The following is a 17,116-nucleotide window of genomic DNA, read 5'->3' as shown; positions in this document are numbered from 1 at the left end:
CGTCGGCCGAGGCCATGGTTTTGCCCGGTGGGGTTTCACCCAGCAGGTTTGATCTGCATCAGATAGAATTTTCGGCACCGATGCAGAGCCCAGTCGCTGCATCGTCGTCGAGCCCGACGCCGCCTCGCGGCCCCATGATCCGACGCCTGCGACTGGCGCCCCCGAGCGGGCGACAGGCCGACCGAATACCAAGTCCATGAATTTTTCCGATCTCGGCCTTGCCGAGCCGCTGCTGCGCGCCGTTCGCGAACAGGGCTACGACGTGCCGACCCCGATCCAGGCACAGGCGATCCCGGCGGTGCTGCAAGGCGGCGACCTGCTCGCCGGCGCGCAGACCGGCACCGGCAAGACCGCCGGTTTCACGCTGCCGATGCTGCAGCGTCTGTCCGCTTCCAAGCCGGTGCGCGACTCCCGCGGCCGCATCGCCGTGCGCGCGCTGGTGCTGACGCCGACACGTGAACTCGCCGCCCAGGTCGAGGAAAGCGTGCGTGCCTACGGCAAGTACCTGCCGCTGACCAGCATGGTGATGTTCGGCGGCGTCGGCATGCAGCCGCAGATCGACCGCCTCCGCAAAGGCGTCGACATCCTCGTCGCGACGCCCGGCCGGCTGCTGGACCACCACGGCCAGGGCACGCTGGACCTGTCGCAGGTGCAGATCCTGGTGCTCGACGAAGCCGACCGCATGCTCGACATGGGCTTCATCCACGACATCAAGAAGGTGCTCGCGGTGCTGCCCCAGAAGAAGCAGAGCCTGCTCTTCTCGGCGACCTTCAGCGACGAGATCAAGGCCCTGGCCGACCGCCTGCTGAACCAGCCGGCGCTGATCGAGGTCGCGCGGCGCAACGCCACCGCCGACACCATCGCGCAGAAGGTGCACCCGGTCGGGCGCGAGAAGAAGAAGGAGCTGCTGGCGCACCTGATCCGCCAGGGCGACTGGCACCAGGTGCTGGTCTTCACGCGCATGAAGCACGGCGCCAACCGCCTGGCCGAGTACCTGAACGAGCAGGGCATCACGGCGATGGCGATCCACGGCAACAAGAGCCAGGGCGCGCGCACCAAGGCGCTGGCCGAGTTCAAGGCCGGCACGCTGCAGGTGCTGGTGGCCACCGACATCGCCGCGCGCGGCATCGACATCGACCAGCTGCCGCACGTCGTCAACTACGAGCTGCCGAACGTGCCGGAAGACTACGTTCACCGCATCGGCCGCACCGGCCGTGCCGGCGCCAGCGGCGAGGCGGTCTCGCTGGTCTGCCTGGACGAGGAGATCTTCCTGCGCGACATCCAGCGCCTGATCAAGCGCGAGATCCCGGTGCAGGTGATCCCCGGCTTCGAGCCCCCGGCCGGCGAGCGCGCCGAGCCGATCGTGCTCGGCCGCATGACCATCGGCGTCGGCGGCACGCGCCGCAACGCCGGTGGTGGCATGCCCTCGCGCGGCGGCCGGCCGCAAGGCGCGTCGGGCGGTGGCAACGGGGGTGGTGGCCAGCGCCCGGCCGGCGCCGGGGGGCGCGGTGGTGCGTCGTCGCCGCGCGGCGGGTCCTCGCACGGCCACGGCGGCGGCCGCGCCTCGCAAGGCCCGCGCGGGCCGCGTCGCTGAGCGGCGGCCTCCCGAGACACCAATGAAAAAGGCCCCGCGAGGGGCCTTTTGCCTGTCTGCCGCCGGTTGCCCGGCGGCACCGTGTCACTCGCCGCCGAACTTGTAGTCGGTGCGGGCCTTCTTGCGCAGCTCTTCCTGGTACTGCTGCAGGCGGGCCTGCTCGATGCGCTGCTTGATCTGGTCCTTCACGTCGTCGAAGGCCGGGAACTGCGCCTCGCGCGTGTCGTCGAGGCGGATGATGTGCCAGCCGAACTGGCTCTTCACCGGCGTCTGCGTCATCTCGCCCTTCTTCAGCGCGGCCATGGCCTGGCTGAACTCGGGCACGTAGGCGTCGGGCTTGGCGAAGTCCAGGTCGCCGCCGTTCTCGCCGGAGCCCGGGTCCTTGGAGTGCTTCTTCGCCAGTTCCTCGAAGCTGCCACCGGACTTGATCTGGGCGATCAGCTTCTTGGCCTCGTCCTCGGTCTCCACCAGGATGTGGCGGGCACGGTACTCGGTGCCCGAGGCCGCGGCCTTGAACTTGTCGTACTCGGCCTGGGCGTCGGCGTCGGTCACCGGGTGCGTCTTGCGGTAGCTGTCGAACAGCTCGCGGATCAGGATGCTCTGGCGGGCGAGTTCCATCTGCGCCTTGTAGTCGGCCGAGGTGGCGATGCCCTTCTTCTCGGCTTCCTGGACGAAGATCTCGCGCAGCACGACCTGGTCACGGGCCTGCTGCTGCAGTTCCGGGCCGATCTGCTGGCCGGCACGCGCTGCCTGCTGCAGCAGCGTCTCGACACGGCTCTTGGGCACCGGCTTGCCGTTGACGACGGCGATGTTCTGCGCCTGTGCGGCCAGCGGCATCAGCAGTGCGGCGGCCGCGGTGGCGAGCGCCGTGCGCACGGCGAAGGTCTTCGAGCTCATGGATGGCACTTTCGGATGGGTCGCGGATCGCCCGAAGCGGCGGCGCGACGATGGAGTTGTTCGAGGGGTGTCAGTCCTGGCGGGGCGGCTGCGCGTCGATCGCGAGGGCATGCACACCCCGTTGGCCCAGAGGGCCGAGGGCATCATACACAAGGCGATGGCGCGCCAAGGGGGCCAGCCCGGCGAAGCGCGCGCTGCGGATGCGCACCTGGAAATGGCCGCCTTCGCGCGCGCCGGCGTGGCCGGCGTGGCGGGCGCTGTCGTCGACGACTTCGAGCTCGGTCGGCTCCAGAGCGGCGCGCAGCGCGGCTTCGATGTCGGCGGCGCGGCTCATTGTTTGCCCTCGTTCGGCGCCGCCGGCTCTTCGAGATAACGGCCGAGGTACAGGCCCTGGGCGATCGTGAAGGCGAACATCAGGCCGATGCCGCCGAAGAGCTTGAAGTTGACCCAGGCGTCGGTGCTGAAGCTGTAGGCCACCCAGATGTTGAGCAGGCCCATCGCGGCGAAGAACGCGACCCAGGCGAAGTTCAGCCGGTGCCAGACACGTTCGGGCAGCACCATCTGCTCGCCCAGCAGCAGCTTCAGCAGGTTCTTGCCGGCCAGCAGCGGCGCCAGCCACAGCGCGGTGCCCATCGTCCAGTACAGCACGCTGGGCTTCCACTTGATGAAGGTCTCGTTGTGGAACCAGATCGTCAGGCCGCCGAAGACGACGACCAGCACCAGGCTGATCCACAGCATCGCGTCGATGCGCTTGCCGCGCAGCTTGAGCACCAGCACCTGGGCCAGCGTCGCGAGGATCACGACGACGGTCGCCAGCAGCACCGGCGCCTCCTTCGGGCCGACGACGCCGCCGGAGACGAGCGCGCCGAAGTTGGCGGTGGCGAAGTCCGCCGCCCATTCCGGGCGGCCCTCGGCGAGCTTGAAGCAGGCGAAGAAAAGGACGATCGGCAGGAAGTCCAGCAACAGCTTCATGCGAGGCGACGGGAGCGGTTCATGGGGCGATTGTGCCGGCTGCGTCGGGTGGGTTGCGGCGAAGCCGTGACGGCGGCGGGCCGATACGGGCTGGGGTTCACGCGGCCTCGGGCTTGAAGTCGATGGCCGCCGAGTTGATGCAGTAGCGCTGGCCGGTCGGCGCCGGGCCGTCCTCGAAGACATGGCCCAGATGGGTGCCGCAGCGGCGGCAGCGCACCTCGACCCGCACCATGCCGTGGCTGGTGTCGCGCACCTCCTCGATGACGTCGGCCTCCAGCGGCTGCCAGTAGCTCGGCCAGCCGCAGCCGGCGTCGAACTTGGTCTCGCTGGAGAACAGCGGCGCGCCGCAGCCGATGCAGTCGTAGCGGCCGCGGCCGGTGTGATCCCAGTACTTGCCGGTGAAGGGGCGCTCGGTGGCGGCGTGGCGCGCGACCTGGTACTGCATCGGGTCGAGCTGGGCGCGCCATTCGGCGTCGCTCTTGCGGACCTCGTAGCGCGGGTCGTCGTGCGGATGGGCGGCAGGTGTCTTGTCGAACAGGCTCATGACGAACAGGAGATCTCCAGCTGGCGCGCCCAGTCGGGCGGGAAACCGGCGAGCGCCTCGTGTTCGGGCTGCTCGTCGAACGGATGCTGCAGCACGGCCAGCAGCCGCGAGACCTCGCCGAAGTCGCCGGCTTCGGCCTGGCGGATCGCGGTCTCGGCGAGGTGGTTGCGCAGCACGTACTTGGGGTTGCGGCGCTCCATCCGCAAGCGGCGCTCGGCGTCGAGGCTGGCTTCGGCACGCAGGCGTTCGGCATAACGCAGCGCCCAGGCGTCGAAGGCCTCCCGATCGAGGAACAGGTCGCGCAACGCGTCGTGGTTCACACCCGGCGTGCTGTCGAAACGCGCCAGGCGGCGGAAGGTGATCGTGTAGTCGGCGCCGTCGGCGGCCATGCGGCGCAGCAGGTCGTCGACCAGCGCGCCGTCTTCGGGGCGTTCGTCACGCAGGCCGAGCTTGGCGCGCATCGCCGTCTGCAGCGCGGCCAGGAACTCGCTCTTGTAAGGCTCCAGCGCGGCCACCGCGGCGTCGGGGTCGACTATCAGCGGCAGCAGCGCCTGGGCCAGCGCGTGCAGGTTCCAGAACGCGACGTTGGGCTGGCGCGCGTAGGCGTAGCGGCCCTGGTGGTCGGAGTGGTTGCAGACGTGGCCGGGGTCGAAGGCGTCGAGGAAGCCGAACGGCCCGTAGTCGATCGTCAGGCCCAGCAGCGACATGTTGTCGGTGTTCATCACGCCGTGGCAGAAGCCGACCGCCTGCCACTGCGCCACCAGCCGCGCCGTGCGCCGCGCGACTTCTTCCAGCAGCGCGGCGTAGCGGTTGGCGGCCTCGGCCTGGGCCGGGAAATAGCGTTCGATCGCGTCGTCGGCCAGCCGGCGCAGCGCCGCGTTGTCGGCCGCGGTGTGGGCGAAGTGCTCGAAGTGGCCGAAACGCAGGAAGCTGGGCGCGACACGCGTGACGACGGCGGCGGTCTCGACGCGCTCGCGCCGCACCGGCAGCGGCGAGCCGACCAGCGCCAGCGCGCGCGTCGTCGGAATGCCCAGCGCGTGCATCGCCTCGGAGCCCAGGTACTCGCGGATCGACGAGCGCAGCACGGCGCGGCCGTCGCCCATGCGCGAGTAGGGCGTGAGGCCGCTGCCCTTCAACTGCAGCTCCAGCGGCCCGAGCGGCGTGTCGGCCTCGCCCAGCAGCAGCGCGCGGCCGTCGCCCAGCTGCCCGGCCCAGACGCCGAACTGGTGCCCCGAATAGACGGTGGCCAGCGTGCCGCCGGCCGGCTGGGTATTGCCGGCCAGCAGCGCCAGCGCCTCGTCGTGCTGCAGCCAGTCCCACCAGCCGAGCTCCCGCGCGAAGACCTCGTTGCGCGCCACCCAGTGCGCCTCGGGCACCGGCTGCGGCGGCTGGGCGACGGCCAGCGGCGCGCCGGCGCGGCGCACGAAGCCGTCGTCGCGCCAGCGTGGGCCGTCGGGGAAGATCCGGTCGGGAGCGTTCATCGGGACCATTGTCGGAAGCGGGCGCGCGCCACGCCGGCGCAGGGGCTTCAGCGGCGCGGGCCGTTATCGTCACGCCTTCGTGATGGACGCCTCGCACTTCCTCGTCTCGCTGCTCAACGGGCTGTCCGTCGGGCTGCTGCTGTTCCTGCTGGCCTCGGGGCTGACGCTGATCTTCAGCCTGATGGGCGTGCTGAACTTCGCCCACGCCAGCTTCTACATGCTGGGCGCCTACGTCGGCGCCACCGTCGCCGCCGGCGCCGGCTTCTGGGTCGCGCTGCTGGTGGCGCCGCTGGTCGTCGGGCTGGCCGGCGCGGCCTTCGAGCGCTGGGTGCTGCGGCGCGTGCACGCGCAAGGCCACGTCGCCGAGCTGCTCGTCACCTTCGGGCTGGCCTACGTCATCGTCGAGGCGGTGCAGCTCGTCTGGGGCCGTCAGCCGCTGGCCTTCGAGCCGCCGGCAGCGCTGGCCGGGCCGCTGTTCACGCTGGTGCAGGCGCCGGCCGGGCTGGCGCTGGCCTGGGGCGCGGCGCCCGAAGCCTGCCGTGGCGACGCGGCGCTGGTCTGCACCCAGTTCCCGGCGCTGCGTGCCTTCGCGATGGCGCTGGCGCTGCTGCTGCTGGCCGTGCTGGCGCTGGCGCTGCGCACGACGCGGCTGGGCCTGGTGATCCGCGCCGCGCTGACGCACCCCCAGATGGCCCAGGCGCTGGGCCACGACGTGCCGCGGGTGTTCATGCTGGTCTTCGGCGCCGGCACCGCGCTGGCGGCGCTGGCCGGCGTCGTCGGCGGCGCGATGCGTGTCACCGAGCCGTCAATGGCGCAGGCCGTCGGGCCGGTCGTCTTCGCGCTGATCGTCATCGGCGGGCTGGGTTCGCTGGCCGGGGCCTTCGTCGCCTCGCTGCTGCTGGGCGTGCTGGACTCGTTCGCGGTGGCCAGCGACCGTTCGCTGGCCGACCTGGCCGCCGCGCTGCACTGGACGCCGGCGCCCGAGACCGCGGCGCTGGCGCTGTGGAGCGTCAAGCTGTCGCAGGTGGCGGCGATCCTGCCGTACCTGCTGCTCGTGCTGGTGCTGGTGCTGCGCCCGCGCGGACTGTTCGGCACGCGCGAAGGATGACGGGGCGCCGGGTCCGGGCCGCGCTCGTCTGGGGCGCCTACGCGCTGGTGCTGGCCGGCGCGCCGTGGCTGTTCGACAGCAGCCTGGCGCTGACGCTGCTGTCGCAGATCGGCATCGCCATCGTCGCCTGCCTGGCCTTCAACCTGCTGCTGGGGCAGGGCGGCATGCTGAGCTTCGGCCATGCGGTCTATTCGGGCCTGGGCGCCTACGCGGCGATCCACACGCTGCGCTGGATGGCCGCCGGCGAACTGGCGCTGCCGGTCAGCCTGGTGCCGCTGGTCGGCGGCCTGGGCGGGCTGGCCGGCGCGGCGACGCTGGGCTGGCTGACGACACGCACCGCCGGCACGCCGTTCGCGATGATCACGCTGGGCCTGGGCGAGCTGGTCGCCGCGGTGGCGCTGATGTTCCCGACGGTCTTCGGCGGCGAAGGCGGGCTGAGCGCCGACCGCGTGATCGGCGAGCCCGTCTGGGGCATCAGCTTCGGCCCGGCCTGGCAGGTTTACGCGCTGATCGCCGTCTACTGCTTTGTCTGCACCGCGGCGATGTACGGCTTCACGCGCACGCCGCTGGGGCGCATGCTGAACGCCGTGCGCGACAACCCGCTGCGCGCCGAGTTCGTCGGCTACAGCGCACGCCGCGTGCGCTACCGGGCCTTCCTCGTCTCGGGCTTCTTCATGGGCGTGGCCGGCGGGCTGGCGGCACTGCATTTCGAGATCGTCAGCGCCGAGGTGCTGGGCTCGCTGCGTTCGGGCGCCTACCTGCTGTTCACGGTGCTGGGCGGCAGCGGCTATTTCGCCGGGCCCATCATCGGCGCGGTGCTGATGGTGCTGTCCGGCGTGCTGCTGTCGGCGCTGACGCGCGCCTGGCTGCTGTACCTGGGGCTGGCCTTCATCGCCGTCGTGATGCTGGCGCCCGGCGGGCTGGCCGGTGCGCTGGCGGGCCTGACGCGCGCCGCCGCCGCGGGTGTCCTGCGCCGCCTGTGGGCCGGGCTGGCGGCCTTGATCGTGCTGGCCGTCGCGGCGCTGGCCGGTCTGGCGGTCATCGTCGAGCTGCTGTACCGGCGCCAGCTCGACGCCGCGTCGGGCCCGGCGCTGAACTTCATCGGCCTGCCGCTGAGCGCCGAGTCGGCCGACGCCTGGGTCGGCGCGGCGCTGCTGCTGGCCACCGCGGCGGCCTTGTTCGAACTGGCGCGGCGGCAGTTGGCGCCGCAGTGGGCGCAGGAGGAAGCGCGATGACGCCGGCCTTGGAATTGCGCGACGTGCAGCGGCGTTTCGGCCGCACCGAGGTCGTGCGCGGCGCCAGCCTGGCCGTGAAGCCGGGCGAGCGCGTCGCGCTGATCGGCCCCAACGGCGCCGGAAAGAGCACGCTGTTCAACCTGATCAGCGGCCAGCTCGCGCCCGACGCCGGCGAGATCCTGCTGAACGGCCAGGCGATCCACGGCCTGCCGCCGTACGAGATCGTGCGCCGCGGGCTGGCGCGCAGCTTCCAGACCAGCCAGCTGTTCACGCGCCTGTCGACGGCGGAGAACCTGCGCTGCGCGCTGCTGCACAGCGAGGGTGCCGGCTACGCCTTCTGGCGCCCGGCACGGCGCCGCGGCCTCGACGAACGCGCCGACGCGCTGCTGGCGATGCTGCGCCTGGAACACCGCCGCGACGTGCCGGCGGCGCAGCTCGCCTACGCCGAGCAGCGTGCGCTGGAGATCGGCCTGACGATCGCCGGCGGCGCCGGCGTCGTGCTGCTCGACGAGCCGACCGCCGGCATGAGCCGCGAGGAGACGGCCTGGTTCGTCGCGCTGATCCGCCGCGCGACCGAAGGCCGCACGCTGCTCGTCGTCGAACACGACATGAGCGTCGTCTTCGAACTCGCCGACCGCATCGCGGTGCTGGTCGACGGCGAGGTCGTCGCCTTCGACACGCCGGCGGCGGTGCGCGCCGACGCTCGCGTGCAGCAGGCCTATCTGGGCGCGCTGCCGGCGGCCGGGGAGGGCGGCGCATGCTGACGGTGCGCGGCCTCGAAGCCGGCTACGGCGCGCGCCCGGTGCTGCACGGCGTCGAGTTCGACGTCGCGCCCGGCGAAATCGTCGCGCTGCTGGGCCGCAACGGCTCGGGCCGGTCGACGACGGCCAAGGCGCTGATGGGCCTGCTGCCGGCACGTGGTTCGGTGCGCTGGAACGGTGTCGAACTGCTGGGACGGCCGGCGCACCAGATCGCCCGTGCCGGCCTGGGCTACGTGCCCGAGAGCCGCGACGTCTTCCCGACGCTCAGCGTCGCCGAGAACCTGCGCCTGGGCGAACGCCCACGCCCGGGCACCCGGCGCTGGACGACGGCCGAGCTGCTGGCCCGCTTCCCGCGCCTGGCCGAGCGCGCCCAGGCGCCGGCCGGCGTGCTGTCCGGCGGCGAGCAGCAGATGCTGACGCTGGCGCGCACGCTGGTCGGCGACCCCGCTCTGCTGATCGTCGACGAGCCCACCGAAGGCCTGGCGCCGCAGGTCGTCACCCAGGTGGCGGAGCTGCTGGCCGAAGCGCGCCGGCGCGGCGTCGGCGTGCTGCTGGTCGAGCAGAAGCTGGCGATCGCGCTGCAGCTCGCCGACCGCTGCCTGGTGATGGGCCGCGGCCGCATCGTCTTCGCCGGCACGCCAGGCGCGCTGGCGGCCGACGCCGGCGTGCGGCGGGAGTGGCTGGAGGTCTGAGGGCGGCGTCCTGCGTCCCGCGCCAGCCCTCGCGCGTGAAATCGCGGTCGGGCCTTCGGCTGGCGTGCGACGCCTTCCGGCGTCGCACGTCCCGCCTCAGTGATAGTCGCTTTCGCGCTGATGGCGAACGGCACCGACGTGCACACGCCGCTCGGCCCGGATCTCGAAATAGACGACGAAGCCGCTGGCGCCGAAGGGCACGATCAGCTCGCGCGCAAACGGACTGCTGGCCGCCTTGCGGCAGCTGAACGGGCTGACGGCGAGGAAGCGGCAAGCCTGGCGGATCGCGTCGATCGCCCGGGCGGGGATGTCGAGATCACCTGAGGGGCTGTTCAGTTCACGCGCGAGGGCGTGTTCGAACAGCGTCAGCAGATCCTCTTCGGCCTCGCGGCTGAAGACGACCTCGTAGTTCATTCGGCCGGCTTCTGACGGCGCTCGCGCGCCTTGCTCAGCCGGGCTTCGAGCCTGTCGAGAACCGTCTCCGCCGGCACCCAGTCGCCGTCGGCCTCGGAGCGCGCGACCGCGGCCAGGCCGCGGCGCACGAACTCGGCCTGGTCGCGGCGGCGCGCGACCTCGGTGCGCACCGCCTGCTCGACCAGCGACGCCAGGCTCTCGCCTTCTTCGAGCGCCTGCTCGATCTCCTCGCGGAACTGCGGCTCGATGCGCACCGGCGGGATGGTCGTGGACTTCATCGCGCCACTGTATCGCGTTTGCGATACTTTTGGCGTTCAGGCCGACGCCGGGCCCCGCACGCCCCCGGTGAGCTGGCGCGCGATCAGCGTGCGCAGCGGCGACGCGACGCTGGCCGCCTTCAGCACCGCGCCGCGCACCAGCTTGGCCGGCGGCGTGTCGTCGGTGAACAGGCGCACGATGGCGTTGGTGCCGAGGTAGATCGGCAGCGTGCGCATCCGGTGCTCGCGTTCATAGGCCGCCAGCACCGCGGCGTCGCCGAGGTCGCGGCGCTCGCGCGCGGCGCGCGCCAGTTCACGCGCCAGCACCTCGACGCCGTAGAGGCCGAAGTTGTAGCCGTGCGCGGTGACCGGGTGCATGCCGACCGCGGCGTCACCGACGAGCGCGAAACGCGGGCCGACGAAACGTGTCGCGTAGGCCGCGACCAGCGGGTAGGCGTGGCGCGGCGCGGCGACGTCCATGCGGCCCAGGCGGCGGTCGAAATGCTCCTCGACACGCAGCGCGAAGGCTTCCTCCGACAGCGCCATCCACTCCGGCGCCTGGTCGCTCTTCAGCGTCACGACGGCCGAACTCTGGCGCCCGGCCATCGGCAGGATGGCCAGCGTGTTGCCGTAGCGGAAGCACTCGTGCGCGGTGTTCTCGTGGTCTTCCTCGTGGCGCATGCGCACGACGATGCAGGTGCGGCCGAAGTCCAGCATGTGCGCGCCGATGCCGCCCAGGCGCCGCGTCGTCGAGAAGCGGCTGTCGGCGGCGACGACCAGCGGCGCGCGCCAGGCGCGGCCGTCGGCCAGGCGCACGGTCGCGGCCTGTTCGTCGCGCTGCAGCGCGGTGACCCGCGCGTCGCCGACGATCTCGACGCCCGGCGTGGCGGCGGCCGCGGCGTAGGCGGCTTCGCGCAGGCGGTGGTTGGGCACCAGGAAACCCAGCGCTTCGTGGCCGTCGGCCTGGCCGTCGAAGGGCAGCACCAGCGGCGACGCGCCGTTGCGCACCAGCGCGCGCTTCAAGGGCGCGATCTCGTCGGCCGGCAGCCGGTCCCATTGGCCCAGGCGCTCGAGGATGGCGCGCGCACGGTGCGTCAGCGCGATGTCGCGGCCGTCTTCCGGCGGCGCGACCAGCGACTCGGCGCTGTTCTGTTCGAGCACGGTGCAACGCAGGCCGGCCTGCGCGAGCGCCGCCGCCAGCGCCAGGCCCGCGGGGCCGGCGCCGACGATGGCGACGTCGGTGGTGTGGAAGTCGTTCACGGTCATTTGAGGGGCATCAAGGCCCCGAGTGGCCGGCGCACGATATCGGCGCGTCGTCGTCATGGGCTTGATGGATGTCATGCACGGGGCGGCGCCGGCCTTTGTCGCCGCAGGGACAGCGCGCCCCGAAACCCGACTCCTAGAATGAAACGATCGTTCGAAACCGAGCCCGACCGAGGCGTTTGCCCCTCGGAAACAGGCCCCCAGAAGGAGACATCATGGCCGTCCGTTACGACCTCCACGGCGAGGTCGCCGTGCTCACGCTGGACAACCCGCCGGTCAACGGCCTGGGGCTGGCGACGCGGCGCGAACTGAGCGCCGGCCTCGAACGTGCGCTGGCCGACCCGGCCGTCGTCGCGATCGTCGTCACCGGCGCCGGCAAGGTGTTCTCGGGCGGCGCCGACATCAAGGAGTTCGGCACCGACCGGGCGATCGCCGAGCCGAACCTGCATTCGCTGATCCGCCAGGTCGAGCTGGCGGGCAAGCCGGTGGTCGCCGCGATGCACGGCACCTGCATGGGCGGCGGGCTGGAGCTGTCGCTGGCCTGCCATTACCGCGTCGCCGCGCCGGCCACCCAGGTCGCGCTGCCCGAGGTCAAGCTCGGCCTGCTGCCCGGCGCCGGCGGCACGCAGCGCCTGCCGCGCGTGCTCGACGTCGAGACGGCGCTGAACATGATCGTCTCCGGCGAGCCGGTGGCCAGCGAGCTGCTGGCCTCGCTGCCGGGGCAGAAGCTCTTCGCCCAGATCGTCGAAGGCGAGCTGCTGGCCGGCGCGGTGGCCTTCGCCGCCGCCAAGGGCCACGAGCACGCTGGCGGCGCGCCGCTGCCGCGCGTGCGCGACCTGAAGGCGCGCCACGCCAACCCCGACGCCTTCTTCCAGTTCGCGCGCAACACCGTGAAGGCGATGGCCCGGCACTTCCCGGCGCCGGCCAAGTGCGTCGACGCCGTCGAGGCCGCGGTCAAACGCGACATCGACGCCGGCCTGGCCTACGAGCGCGAGCTCTTCATGGCGCTGATGTTCACGCCCGAGAGCCAGGCGCTGCGCCACGCCTTCTTCGCCGAACGCGCGGCCAGCAAGATCCCCGACGTGCCGGAGGACACGCCGCTGCGCCGCATCGCCAAGGTCGGCGTCGTCGGCGCCGGCACGATGGGCGGCGGCATCAGCATGAACTTCCTCAACGCCGGCCTGCCGGTGACGATCCTGGAGACGACGGCCGAGGCGCTGGAGCGGGGTGTCGCGACGATCCGCCGCAACTACGAGGCCCAGGTCAAGAAGGGCAAGCTGAAGGAAGACAAGTACCAGCAGCGGATGGCGCTGCTGACGACGACGCTGTCCTACGCCGACCTGGCCGACTGCGACCTCGTCATCGAGGCCGTCTACGAGGACCTGGGCGTCAAGCAGCAGGTCTTCGGTGCGCTCGACGAGGTGGTGAAGCCCGGCGCCATCCTCGCCAGCAACACCTCGACGCTGGATGTGAACCGCATCGCCGGCTTCACCAAGCGCCCGGCCGACGTGGTGGGAATGCACTTCTTCAGCCCGGCCAACGTGATGAAGCTGCTGGAGGTGGTGCGCGGCGAGAAGACGGCCAAGGACGTGCTCGCCACCGTGATGCAGCTCGCCAAGACGATCCGCAAGACGGCGGTGGTCTCGGGTGTCTGCGACGGCTTCATCGGCAACCGCATGATCGAGCAGTACAGCCGTCAGGCCGGTTTCCTGCTGGAAGAAGGCTGCACGCCGCAGCAGGTCGACAAGGCCGTCGAGGCCTTCGGCTTCGCGATGGGCCCGTTCCGCATGGGCGACCTGGCCGGCAACGACATCGGCTGGGCGATCCGCAAGCGCCGCTACGTCGAGCAGCCGCAGATGCGCTACAGCCGCACCGCCGACCTGCTCTGCGAGATGGGCCGCTACGGCCAGAAGACCGGCGCCGGCTGGTACGACTACGCGCCCGGCCAACGCGACGCGATTCCGTCGCCGGTGGTCGAGGAGATGGTGGCGAAGCACCGCGCCGGGCTCGGCATCACGGCGCGCACGATCTCCGACGACGAGATCGTGCACCGCCTGGTCTACGCGCTGGTCAACGAAGGCGCCAAGATCCTCGAGGACGGCATCGCCAGCAAGGCCAGCGACATCGACATGGTCTACCTCACCGGCTACGGCTTCCCGCTGTGGCGCGGCGGGCCGATGTGTTACGCCGACAGCCAGGGCCTCTTCAACGTCGTGCAGACGATGAAGGCCTTCGCGCGCAACCCGCTGGACGACGCCGGTTTCTGGGAGCCTGCGCCGCTGCTCGCCCGCCTGGCCGCCGAAGGCCGCCGCTTCACCGCCTGAAGCCCCGAACCCGAGGACCGACCATGAGCCAAGCCGTCATCGTCTCCACCGCACGCACGCCGCTGGCCAAGAGCTGGAAGGGTGCATTCAACATGACCCACGGCGCGACGCTGGGGGCTGCGGCCGTCGCCGCGGCCGTGCAGCGCGCCGGCATCGAACCCGCCGCCGTCGAGGACGTGCTGATGGGCTGCGCCAACCCCGAAGGCGCGACCGGCGCCAACATCGCGCGCCAGATCGCGCTGCGTGCCGGGCTGCCGGTCACGACCGCCGGCATGACGATCAACCGCTTCTGTTCCAGCGGCCTGCAGACCATCGCCAGCGCGGCCCAGCGCATCGTCGCCGGCGAAGGCGAGGTCTATGTCGCCGGCGGCGTCGAGAGCATTTCCTGCGTGCAGCAGGAGATGAACCAGCACATGCTGTTCGACCCGGCGCTGAAGAGGAGCAAGCCCGAGATCTACTGGACGATGCTGCAGACGGCCGAGAACGTCGCCCGGCGCTATGGCATCTCCAAGGAGCGCCAGGACCGCTACGGCGCGCAGAGCCAGCAGCGCGCCTGCGCGGCGCAGGAGCAGGGCCTGTTCGCCGACGAGATCGTGCCGGTGACGACGGTGGCCGGCGTCGCCGACAAGGTGCTGGGGCTGCGCAGCCGCGAAGTCACGGTCAGCGTCGACGAAGGCCTGCGCCCGGGCACGACTTACGAAGGCATCCAGGGCATCCGCCCGGCGATGCCCGGCGGCGTGATCACCGCCGGCAACGCCAGCCAGTTCAGCGACGGTGCCGGCGCCTGCGTCGTCGTGCACGAGCGTTACGCCGAGCAGAAGGGGCTGAAGCCGCTGGGGCGTTTCCTCGGATTCGCCGTCGCCGGCTGCGAGCCCGACGAGATGGGCATCGGCCCGGTGTTCGCGGTGCCCAAGGTCTTGCAGCTTCTGGGCCTGACGGTCGACGACATCGACCTCTGGGAACTCAACGAGGCTTTCGCGGTTCAGGTGCTGTACTGCGCCGACCGGCTGGGCATCCCGATGGAGCGGCTCAACGTCAACGGCGGCGCGATCGCGATCGGCCACCCCTACGGCGTCAGCGGCCAGCGCCTGACCGGCCACGCGCTGATCGAAGGCCGGCGCCGCGGTGCCAAACGGGTCTGCGTGACGATGTGCATCGGCGGCGGCATGGGCGCGGCCGGCGTGTTCGAGGTGCTGTGAGGCTCGCGGCTGACAAGCCGGCGCGAGAGCCGGCCGCCGGGGCGCGCCCTTGCGCTCATGTCCCCCGTCCCGGCTGCGCCGGGACTCCTCCTTTACTTCGCTCCAGGGCGCGCCCCACCGTCCGGCTCGGAGACGCCGCATGAGCCCTCAGGACTTGTCCGGGGCTCATTCCCGCCTGGCGGGACCGGCCGCCAGGCCGAAGGGTGCGCCAGTGAGCCCTCAGGACTTGTCCGGGGCTCTTTCCCGCCTGGCGGGACCGGCCGCAGGCCGAAGGGTGCCAAAGTGAGTTCGCTGCGCGAACACCTGGACGTCCTGCTGCACGACTGGCTGGACGTCGACACGCTGTTCAGCCGCGAACGCCACGCCGAGCACTCGCGCGAGACCGTCGGTGCGGTGCTCGACCTGGCCGAGCGCATCGCCGCCGAACGGTTCGCGCCGGCCAACCGCCGCGCCGATGTCGAGGAGCCGCGTTTCGACGGCGAACGCGTGCATCTGCCCGACAGCACGCACGCGGCGGTCGCCGCCTATGTCGAGTCGGGGCTGCTGGCGGCGTCGCAGGACGCCGAGTTCGGCGGTCTGCAGCTGCCGTGCGTCGCCGAGATGGCGGCCAACGCCTTCTTCAGCAAGGCCAGCGTCGCGATCGCCGGCTACGCGATGCTGACCACCGGCAACGCCAACCTGATCGCCGCGCACGGCACGCCGGCGCAGCGCGAGACCTTCGCACGCCGGCTGTTCGCCGGAGATTGGTTCGGCACGATGTGCCTGAGCGAGCCACAGGCCGGCTCGTCGCTGTCGGACGTCGCGACCCGCGCCGAGCCCGACGGCCCCGGCCACGAGGCCGATGCGCTGGGCCCGCGTTACCGGCTGCGAGGCCACAAGATGTGGATCTCCGGCGGCGAACACGAGCTGGCAGCCAACATCGTGCATCTGGTGCTGGCCAAGATCACAGACGAAACCGGCCGATTGCCGCCGGGCGTCAAGGGCCTGTCGCTGTTCATCTGCCCGAAGTTCCTGCCCGGGCCCGACGGCCGGCCGGGCCGGCGCAACGACGTCGCGCTGGCCGGGCTGAACCACAAGCTGGGTTACCGCGGCACGACGAACACGCTGCTGAACTTCGGCGAGCGCGACGGCGCCGTCGCCTGGCTCGTCGGCCGGCCCGGCGACGGCCTGCGCTGCATGTTCCACATGATGAACGAGGCGCGCATAGCCGTCGGCCTGGGCGCGGTGATGCTGGGCTGGGCGGGTTACGAAGCGAGCCTGGAGTACGCCCGCCAGCGCCCACAGGGCCGGCCGCTGGGCGCCAAGGACGCGGCGCAGCCGCAGGTGCCCATCCTGCGCCACGCCGACGTGCGCCGCATGCTGCTGGCGCAGAAGAGCTATGTCGAAGGCGGGCTGGCGCTGTCGCTGTACTGCGCCCGCCTCGTCGACGAGGCGCGCACCGGCGCGCCCGAGGCCGCGGCCGACGCGCGCCGGCTGCTGGAGCTGCTGACGCCGATCGCCAAGAGCTGGCCCAGCGAGTGGTGCCTGGAGGCCAACTCGCTGGCGATCCAGGTGCTGGGCGGCTGCGGCTACACACGCGACTTCCCGGTCGAGCAGCACTGGCGCGACAACCGCCTGAACATGATCCACGAGGGCACGCACGGCATCCAGGCGCTGGACCTGCTGGGCCGCAAGGTGCTGGCCGACGGCGGCGCGGCGCTGAAGCTGCTGGCGACCCGCATCGACGCCACGGCGCAGCGTGCCGGCCAGGTGGCCGGGCTGGCCGAAGCCGGCGTCGCGCTGGCCGGTGCCTTGCAGCGCCTGGGTGCGGCGACACGTTCGGCCTGGGCCACCGGGGACGCCGAGGCGGCGACGGCCAACGCGACGCCCTATCTGCAGGCCTTCGGCCACGTCGTCGTCGCCTGGCTGTGGCTGGATCTGGCCGTCGCGACCGGCGCCTCGCGCCCGGGCACACTGGCGGCCACACGCTACTTCTACGCCTACGAACTGCCCAAGATCGACGCCTGGCTGGCGCCGGTGGCGCGGCGCGAGGCGCTGGTGCGTGAACTGGACGACTCCTGTTTCTGACCGAGGACCGAACGATGGCTGTACGACACCTGGTGATGTGGACCCTGAAGGACAAGGCCGACGCGCCGCGCTTCAAGGCCGAACTCGATTCCTGCGCGGCGCTGGTGCCCGGCATGCTGCACTTCCGCGCCGCGATCGCCGAGCCCGGCTGCGAGGCCAACGTCGACGTTCTGCTGGACTCGACCTTCGCCGACGCCGCCGCGCTGGACGCCTACCAGAACCACCCGCATCACCAGGCGGTGTCCAAGCTGCTCGGCACGCTGCGCCAGACGCGCCACGTGCTCGACTACACGACGGAGGGCTGATTG

At 71.7% G+C, this 17,116-nt stretch carries 17 protein-coding genes; 9 read left to right on the top strand and 8 right to left on the bottom strand.

The genetic code is table 11. The features are described 5' to 3' along the window. Positions 1-196 precede the first annotated feature (196 nt). Entirely contained in the window at positions 197-1,594 is a 1,398-nt protein-coding gene (locus LOC65_RS12085) for a DEAD/DEAH box helicase (RefSeq protein ID WP_029718352.1), read from the top strand. A gap of 84 nt (positions 1,595-1,678) precedes the next feature. Here the strand turns inward: LOC65_RS12085 and LOC65_RS12080 are convergent, their stop codons facing one another. The 5 genes from LOC65_RS12080 to LOC65_RS12060 all read right to left on the bottom strand — a co-directional run bounded on the left by LOC65_RS12080 (position 1,679) and on the right by LOC65_RS12060 (position 5,488). Continuing rightward, the gene (locus LOC65_RS12080; protein ID WP_009857006.1) at positions 1,679-2,491 is read right to left on the bottom strand and encodes a peptidylprolyl isomerase; all 813 of its coding nucleotides are present in this window, start codon (positions 2,489-2,491) and stop codon (positions 1,679-1,681) included. A 70-nt stretch (positions 2,492-2,561) separates the two neighbouring features. Further along, complete coding sequence (locus LOC65_RS12075; RefSeq protein WP_009857005.1) at positions 2,562-2,825, bottom strand: BolA family transcriptional regulator; 264 nt, start codon at positions 2,823-2,825, stop codon at positions 2,562-2,564. Beyond that, on the bottom strand, positions 2,822-3,463 hold the full coding sequence (locus LOC65_RS12070; RefSeq protein ID WP_009857004.1) for a septation protein A: 642 nt from the start codon (positions 3,461-3,463) through the stop codon (positions 2,822-2,824). The genes LOC65_RS12075 and LOC65_RS12070 overlap by 4 nt, the downstream gene beginning before the upstream one ends. 97 nt (positions 3,464-3,560) lie before the next feature. Beyond that, positions 3,561-4,007 carry a peptide-methionine (R)-S-oxide reductase MsrB gene (gene msrB, locus LOC65_RS12065; protein ID WP_230247643.1) on the bottom strand — a complete coding sequence of 149 codons (447 nt, stop codon included), beginning with the start codon at positions 4,005-4,007 and terminating at the stop codon, positions 3,561-3,563. Further along, on the bottom strand, positions 4,004-5,488 hold the full coding sequence (locus LOC65_RS12060; RefSeq protein ID WP_230247642.1) for a YdiU family protein: 1,485 nt from the start codon (positions 5,486-5,488) through the stop codon (positions 4,004-4,006). The genes msrB and LOC65_RS12060 overlap by 4 nt, the downstream gene beginning before the upstream one ends. 82 nt (positions 5,489-5,570) lie before the next feature. On the opposite strand from LOC65_RS12060, the gene LOC65_RS12055 reads away from it, so the two are divergent. The 4 genes from LOC65_RS12055 to LOC65_RS12040 are packed head-to-tail and all read left to right on the top strand — an operon-like array spanning position 5,571 to position 9,284. Beyond that, on the top strand, positions 5,571-6,596 hold the full coding sequence (locus LOC65_RS12055; RefSeq protein ID WP_230247641.1) for a branched-chain amino acid ABC transporter permease: 1,026 nt from the start codon (positions 5,571-5,573) through the stop codon (positions 6,594-6,596). Then, on the top strand, positions 6,593-7,831 hold the full coding sequence (locus tag LOC65_RS12050; RefSeq protein ID WP_230247640.1) for a branched-chain amino acid ABC transporter permease: 1,239 nt from the start codon (positions 6,593-6,595) through the stop codon (positions 7,829-7,831). The genes LOC65_RS12055 and LOC65_RS12050 overlap by 4 nt, the downstream gene beginning before the upstream one ends. Next, positions 7,828-8,595, top strand: a complete 768-nt coding sequence (locus tag LOC65_RS12045; protein ID WP_230247639.1) for an ABC transporter ATP-binding protein — start codon at positions 7,828-7,830, stop codon at positions 8,593-8,595. Before LOC65_RS12050 ends, LOC65_RS12045 begins: the two co-directional genes overlap by 4 nt. Then, a complete protein-coding gene (locus LOC65_RS12040; protein WP_230247638.1) occupies positions 8,589-9,284 on the top strand; it encodes an ABC transporter ATP-binding protein in 696 nt (231 codons plus the stop codon). The genes LOC65_RS12045 and LOC65_RS12040 overlap by 7 nt, the downstream gene beginning before the upstream one ends. Before the next feature lie 96 nt (positions 9,285-9,380). On the opposite strand, the gene LOC65_RS12035 is transcribed toward LOC65_RS12040, so the two are convergent. Genes LOC65_RS12035 through ubiM form a run of 3 tightly spaced genes read right to left on the bottom strand, consistent with a single transcriptional unit; the run spans position 9,381 to position 11,221 of the window. Next, the gene (locus LOC65_RS12035) at positions 9,381-9,698 is read right to left on the bottom strand and encodes a type II toxin-antitoxin system RelE/ParE family toxin (RefSeq protein ID WP_230247637.1); all 318 of its coding nucleotides are present in this window, start codon (positions 9,696-9,698) and stop codon (positions 9,381-9,383) included. After that, on the bottom strand, positions 9,695-9,976 hold the full coding sequence (locus LOC65_RS12030; protein WP_230247636.1) for a YlcI/YnfO family protein: 282 nt from the start codon (positions 9,974-9,976) through the stop codon (positions 9,695-9,697). The genes LOC65_RS12035 and LOC65_RS12030 overlap by 4 nt, the downstream gene beginning before the upstream one ends. Positions 9,977-10,012: 36 nt before the next feature. Continuing rightward, the gene (gene ubiM, locus LOC65_RS12025) at positions 10,013-11,221 is read right to left on the bottom strand and encodes a 5-demethoxyubiquinol-8 5-hydroxylase UbiM (RefSeq protein WP_255718005.1); all 1,209 of its coding nucleotides are present in this window, start codon (positions 11,219-11,221) and stop codon (positions 10,013-10,015) included. A 212-nt stretch (positions 11,222-11,433) separates the two neighbouring features. Between ubiM and LOC65_RS12020 the strand changes: the two genes are divergently transcribed. The 4 genes from LOC65_RS12020 (at position 11,434) to LOC65_RS12005 (ending at position 17,113) form a co-directional block, all read left to right on the top strand. After that, positions 11,434-13,542, top strand: a complete 2,109-nt coding sequence (locus LOC65_RS12020; protein ID WP_230247634.1) for a 3-hydroxyacyl-CoA dehydrogenase NAD-binding domain-containing protein — start codon at positions 11,434-11,436, stop codon at positions 13,540-13,542. Between the two features lie 23 nt (positions 13,543-13,565). Beyond that, on the top strand, positions 13,566-14,741 hold the full coding sequence (locus tag LOC65_RS12015) for an acetyl-CoA C-acyltransferase (protein ID WP_230247633.1): 1,176 nt from the start codon (positions 13,566-13,568) through the stop codon (positions 14,739-14,741). Positions 14,742-15,023: 282 nt separating this feature from the next. Next, complete coding sequence (locus LOC65_RS12010) at positions 15,024-16,808, top strand: acyl-CoA dehydrogenase (RefSeq protein WP_230247632.1); 1,785 nt, start codon at positions 15,024-15,026, stop codon at positions 16,806-16,808. Between the two features lie 14 nt (positions 16,809-16,822). Beyond that, positions 16,823-17,113, top strand: a complete 291-nt coding sequence (locus LOC65_RS12005; protein WP_014428644.1) for a Dabb family protein — start codon at positions 16,823-16,825, stop codon at positions 17,111-17,113. Positions 17,114-17,116 lie beyond the last annotated feature (3 nt).

It is taken from the genome of Rubrivivax sp. JA1055 (assembly GCF_020966565.1).
GTDB classification, from domain to species: Bacteria; Pseudomonadota; Gammaproteobacteria; order Burkholderiales; family Burkholderiaceae_C; genus Rubrivivax; species Rubrivivax benzoatilyticus.
The sequence above is the reverse complement of the archived record's forward strand: the minus strand, read 5'-3'. Positions and strand labels throughout refer to the sequence as shown.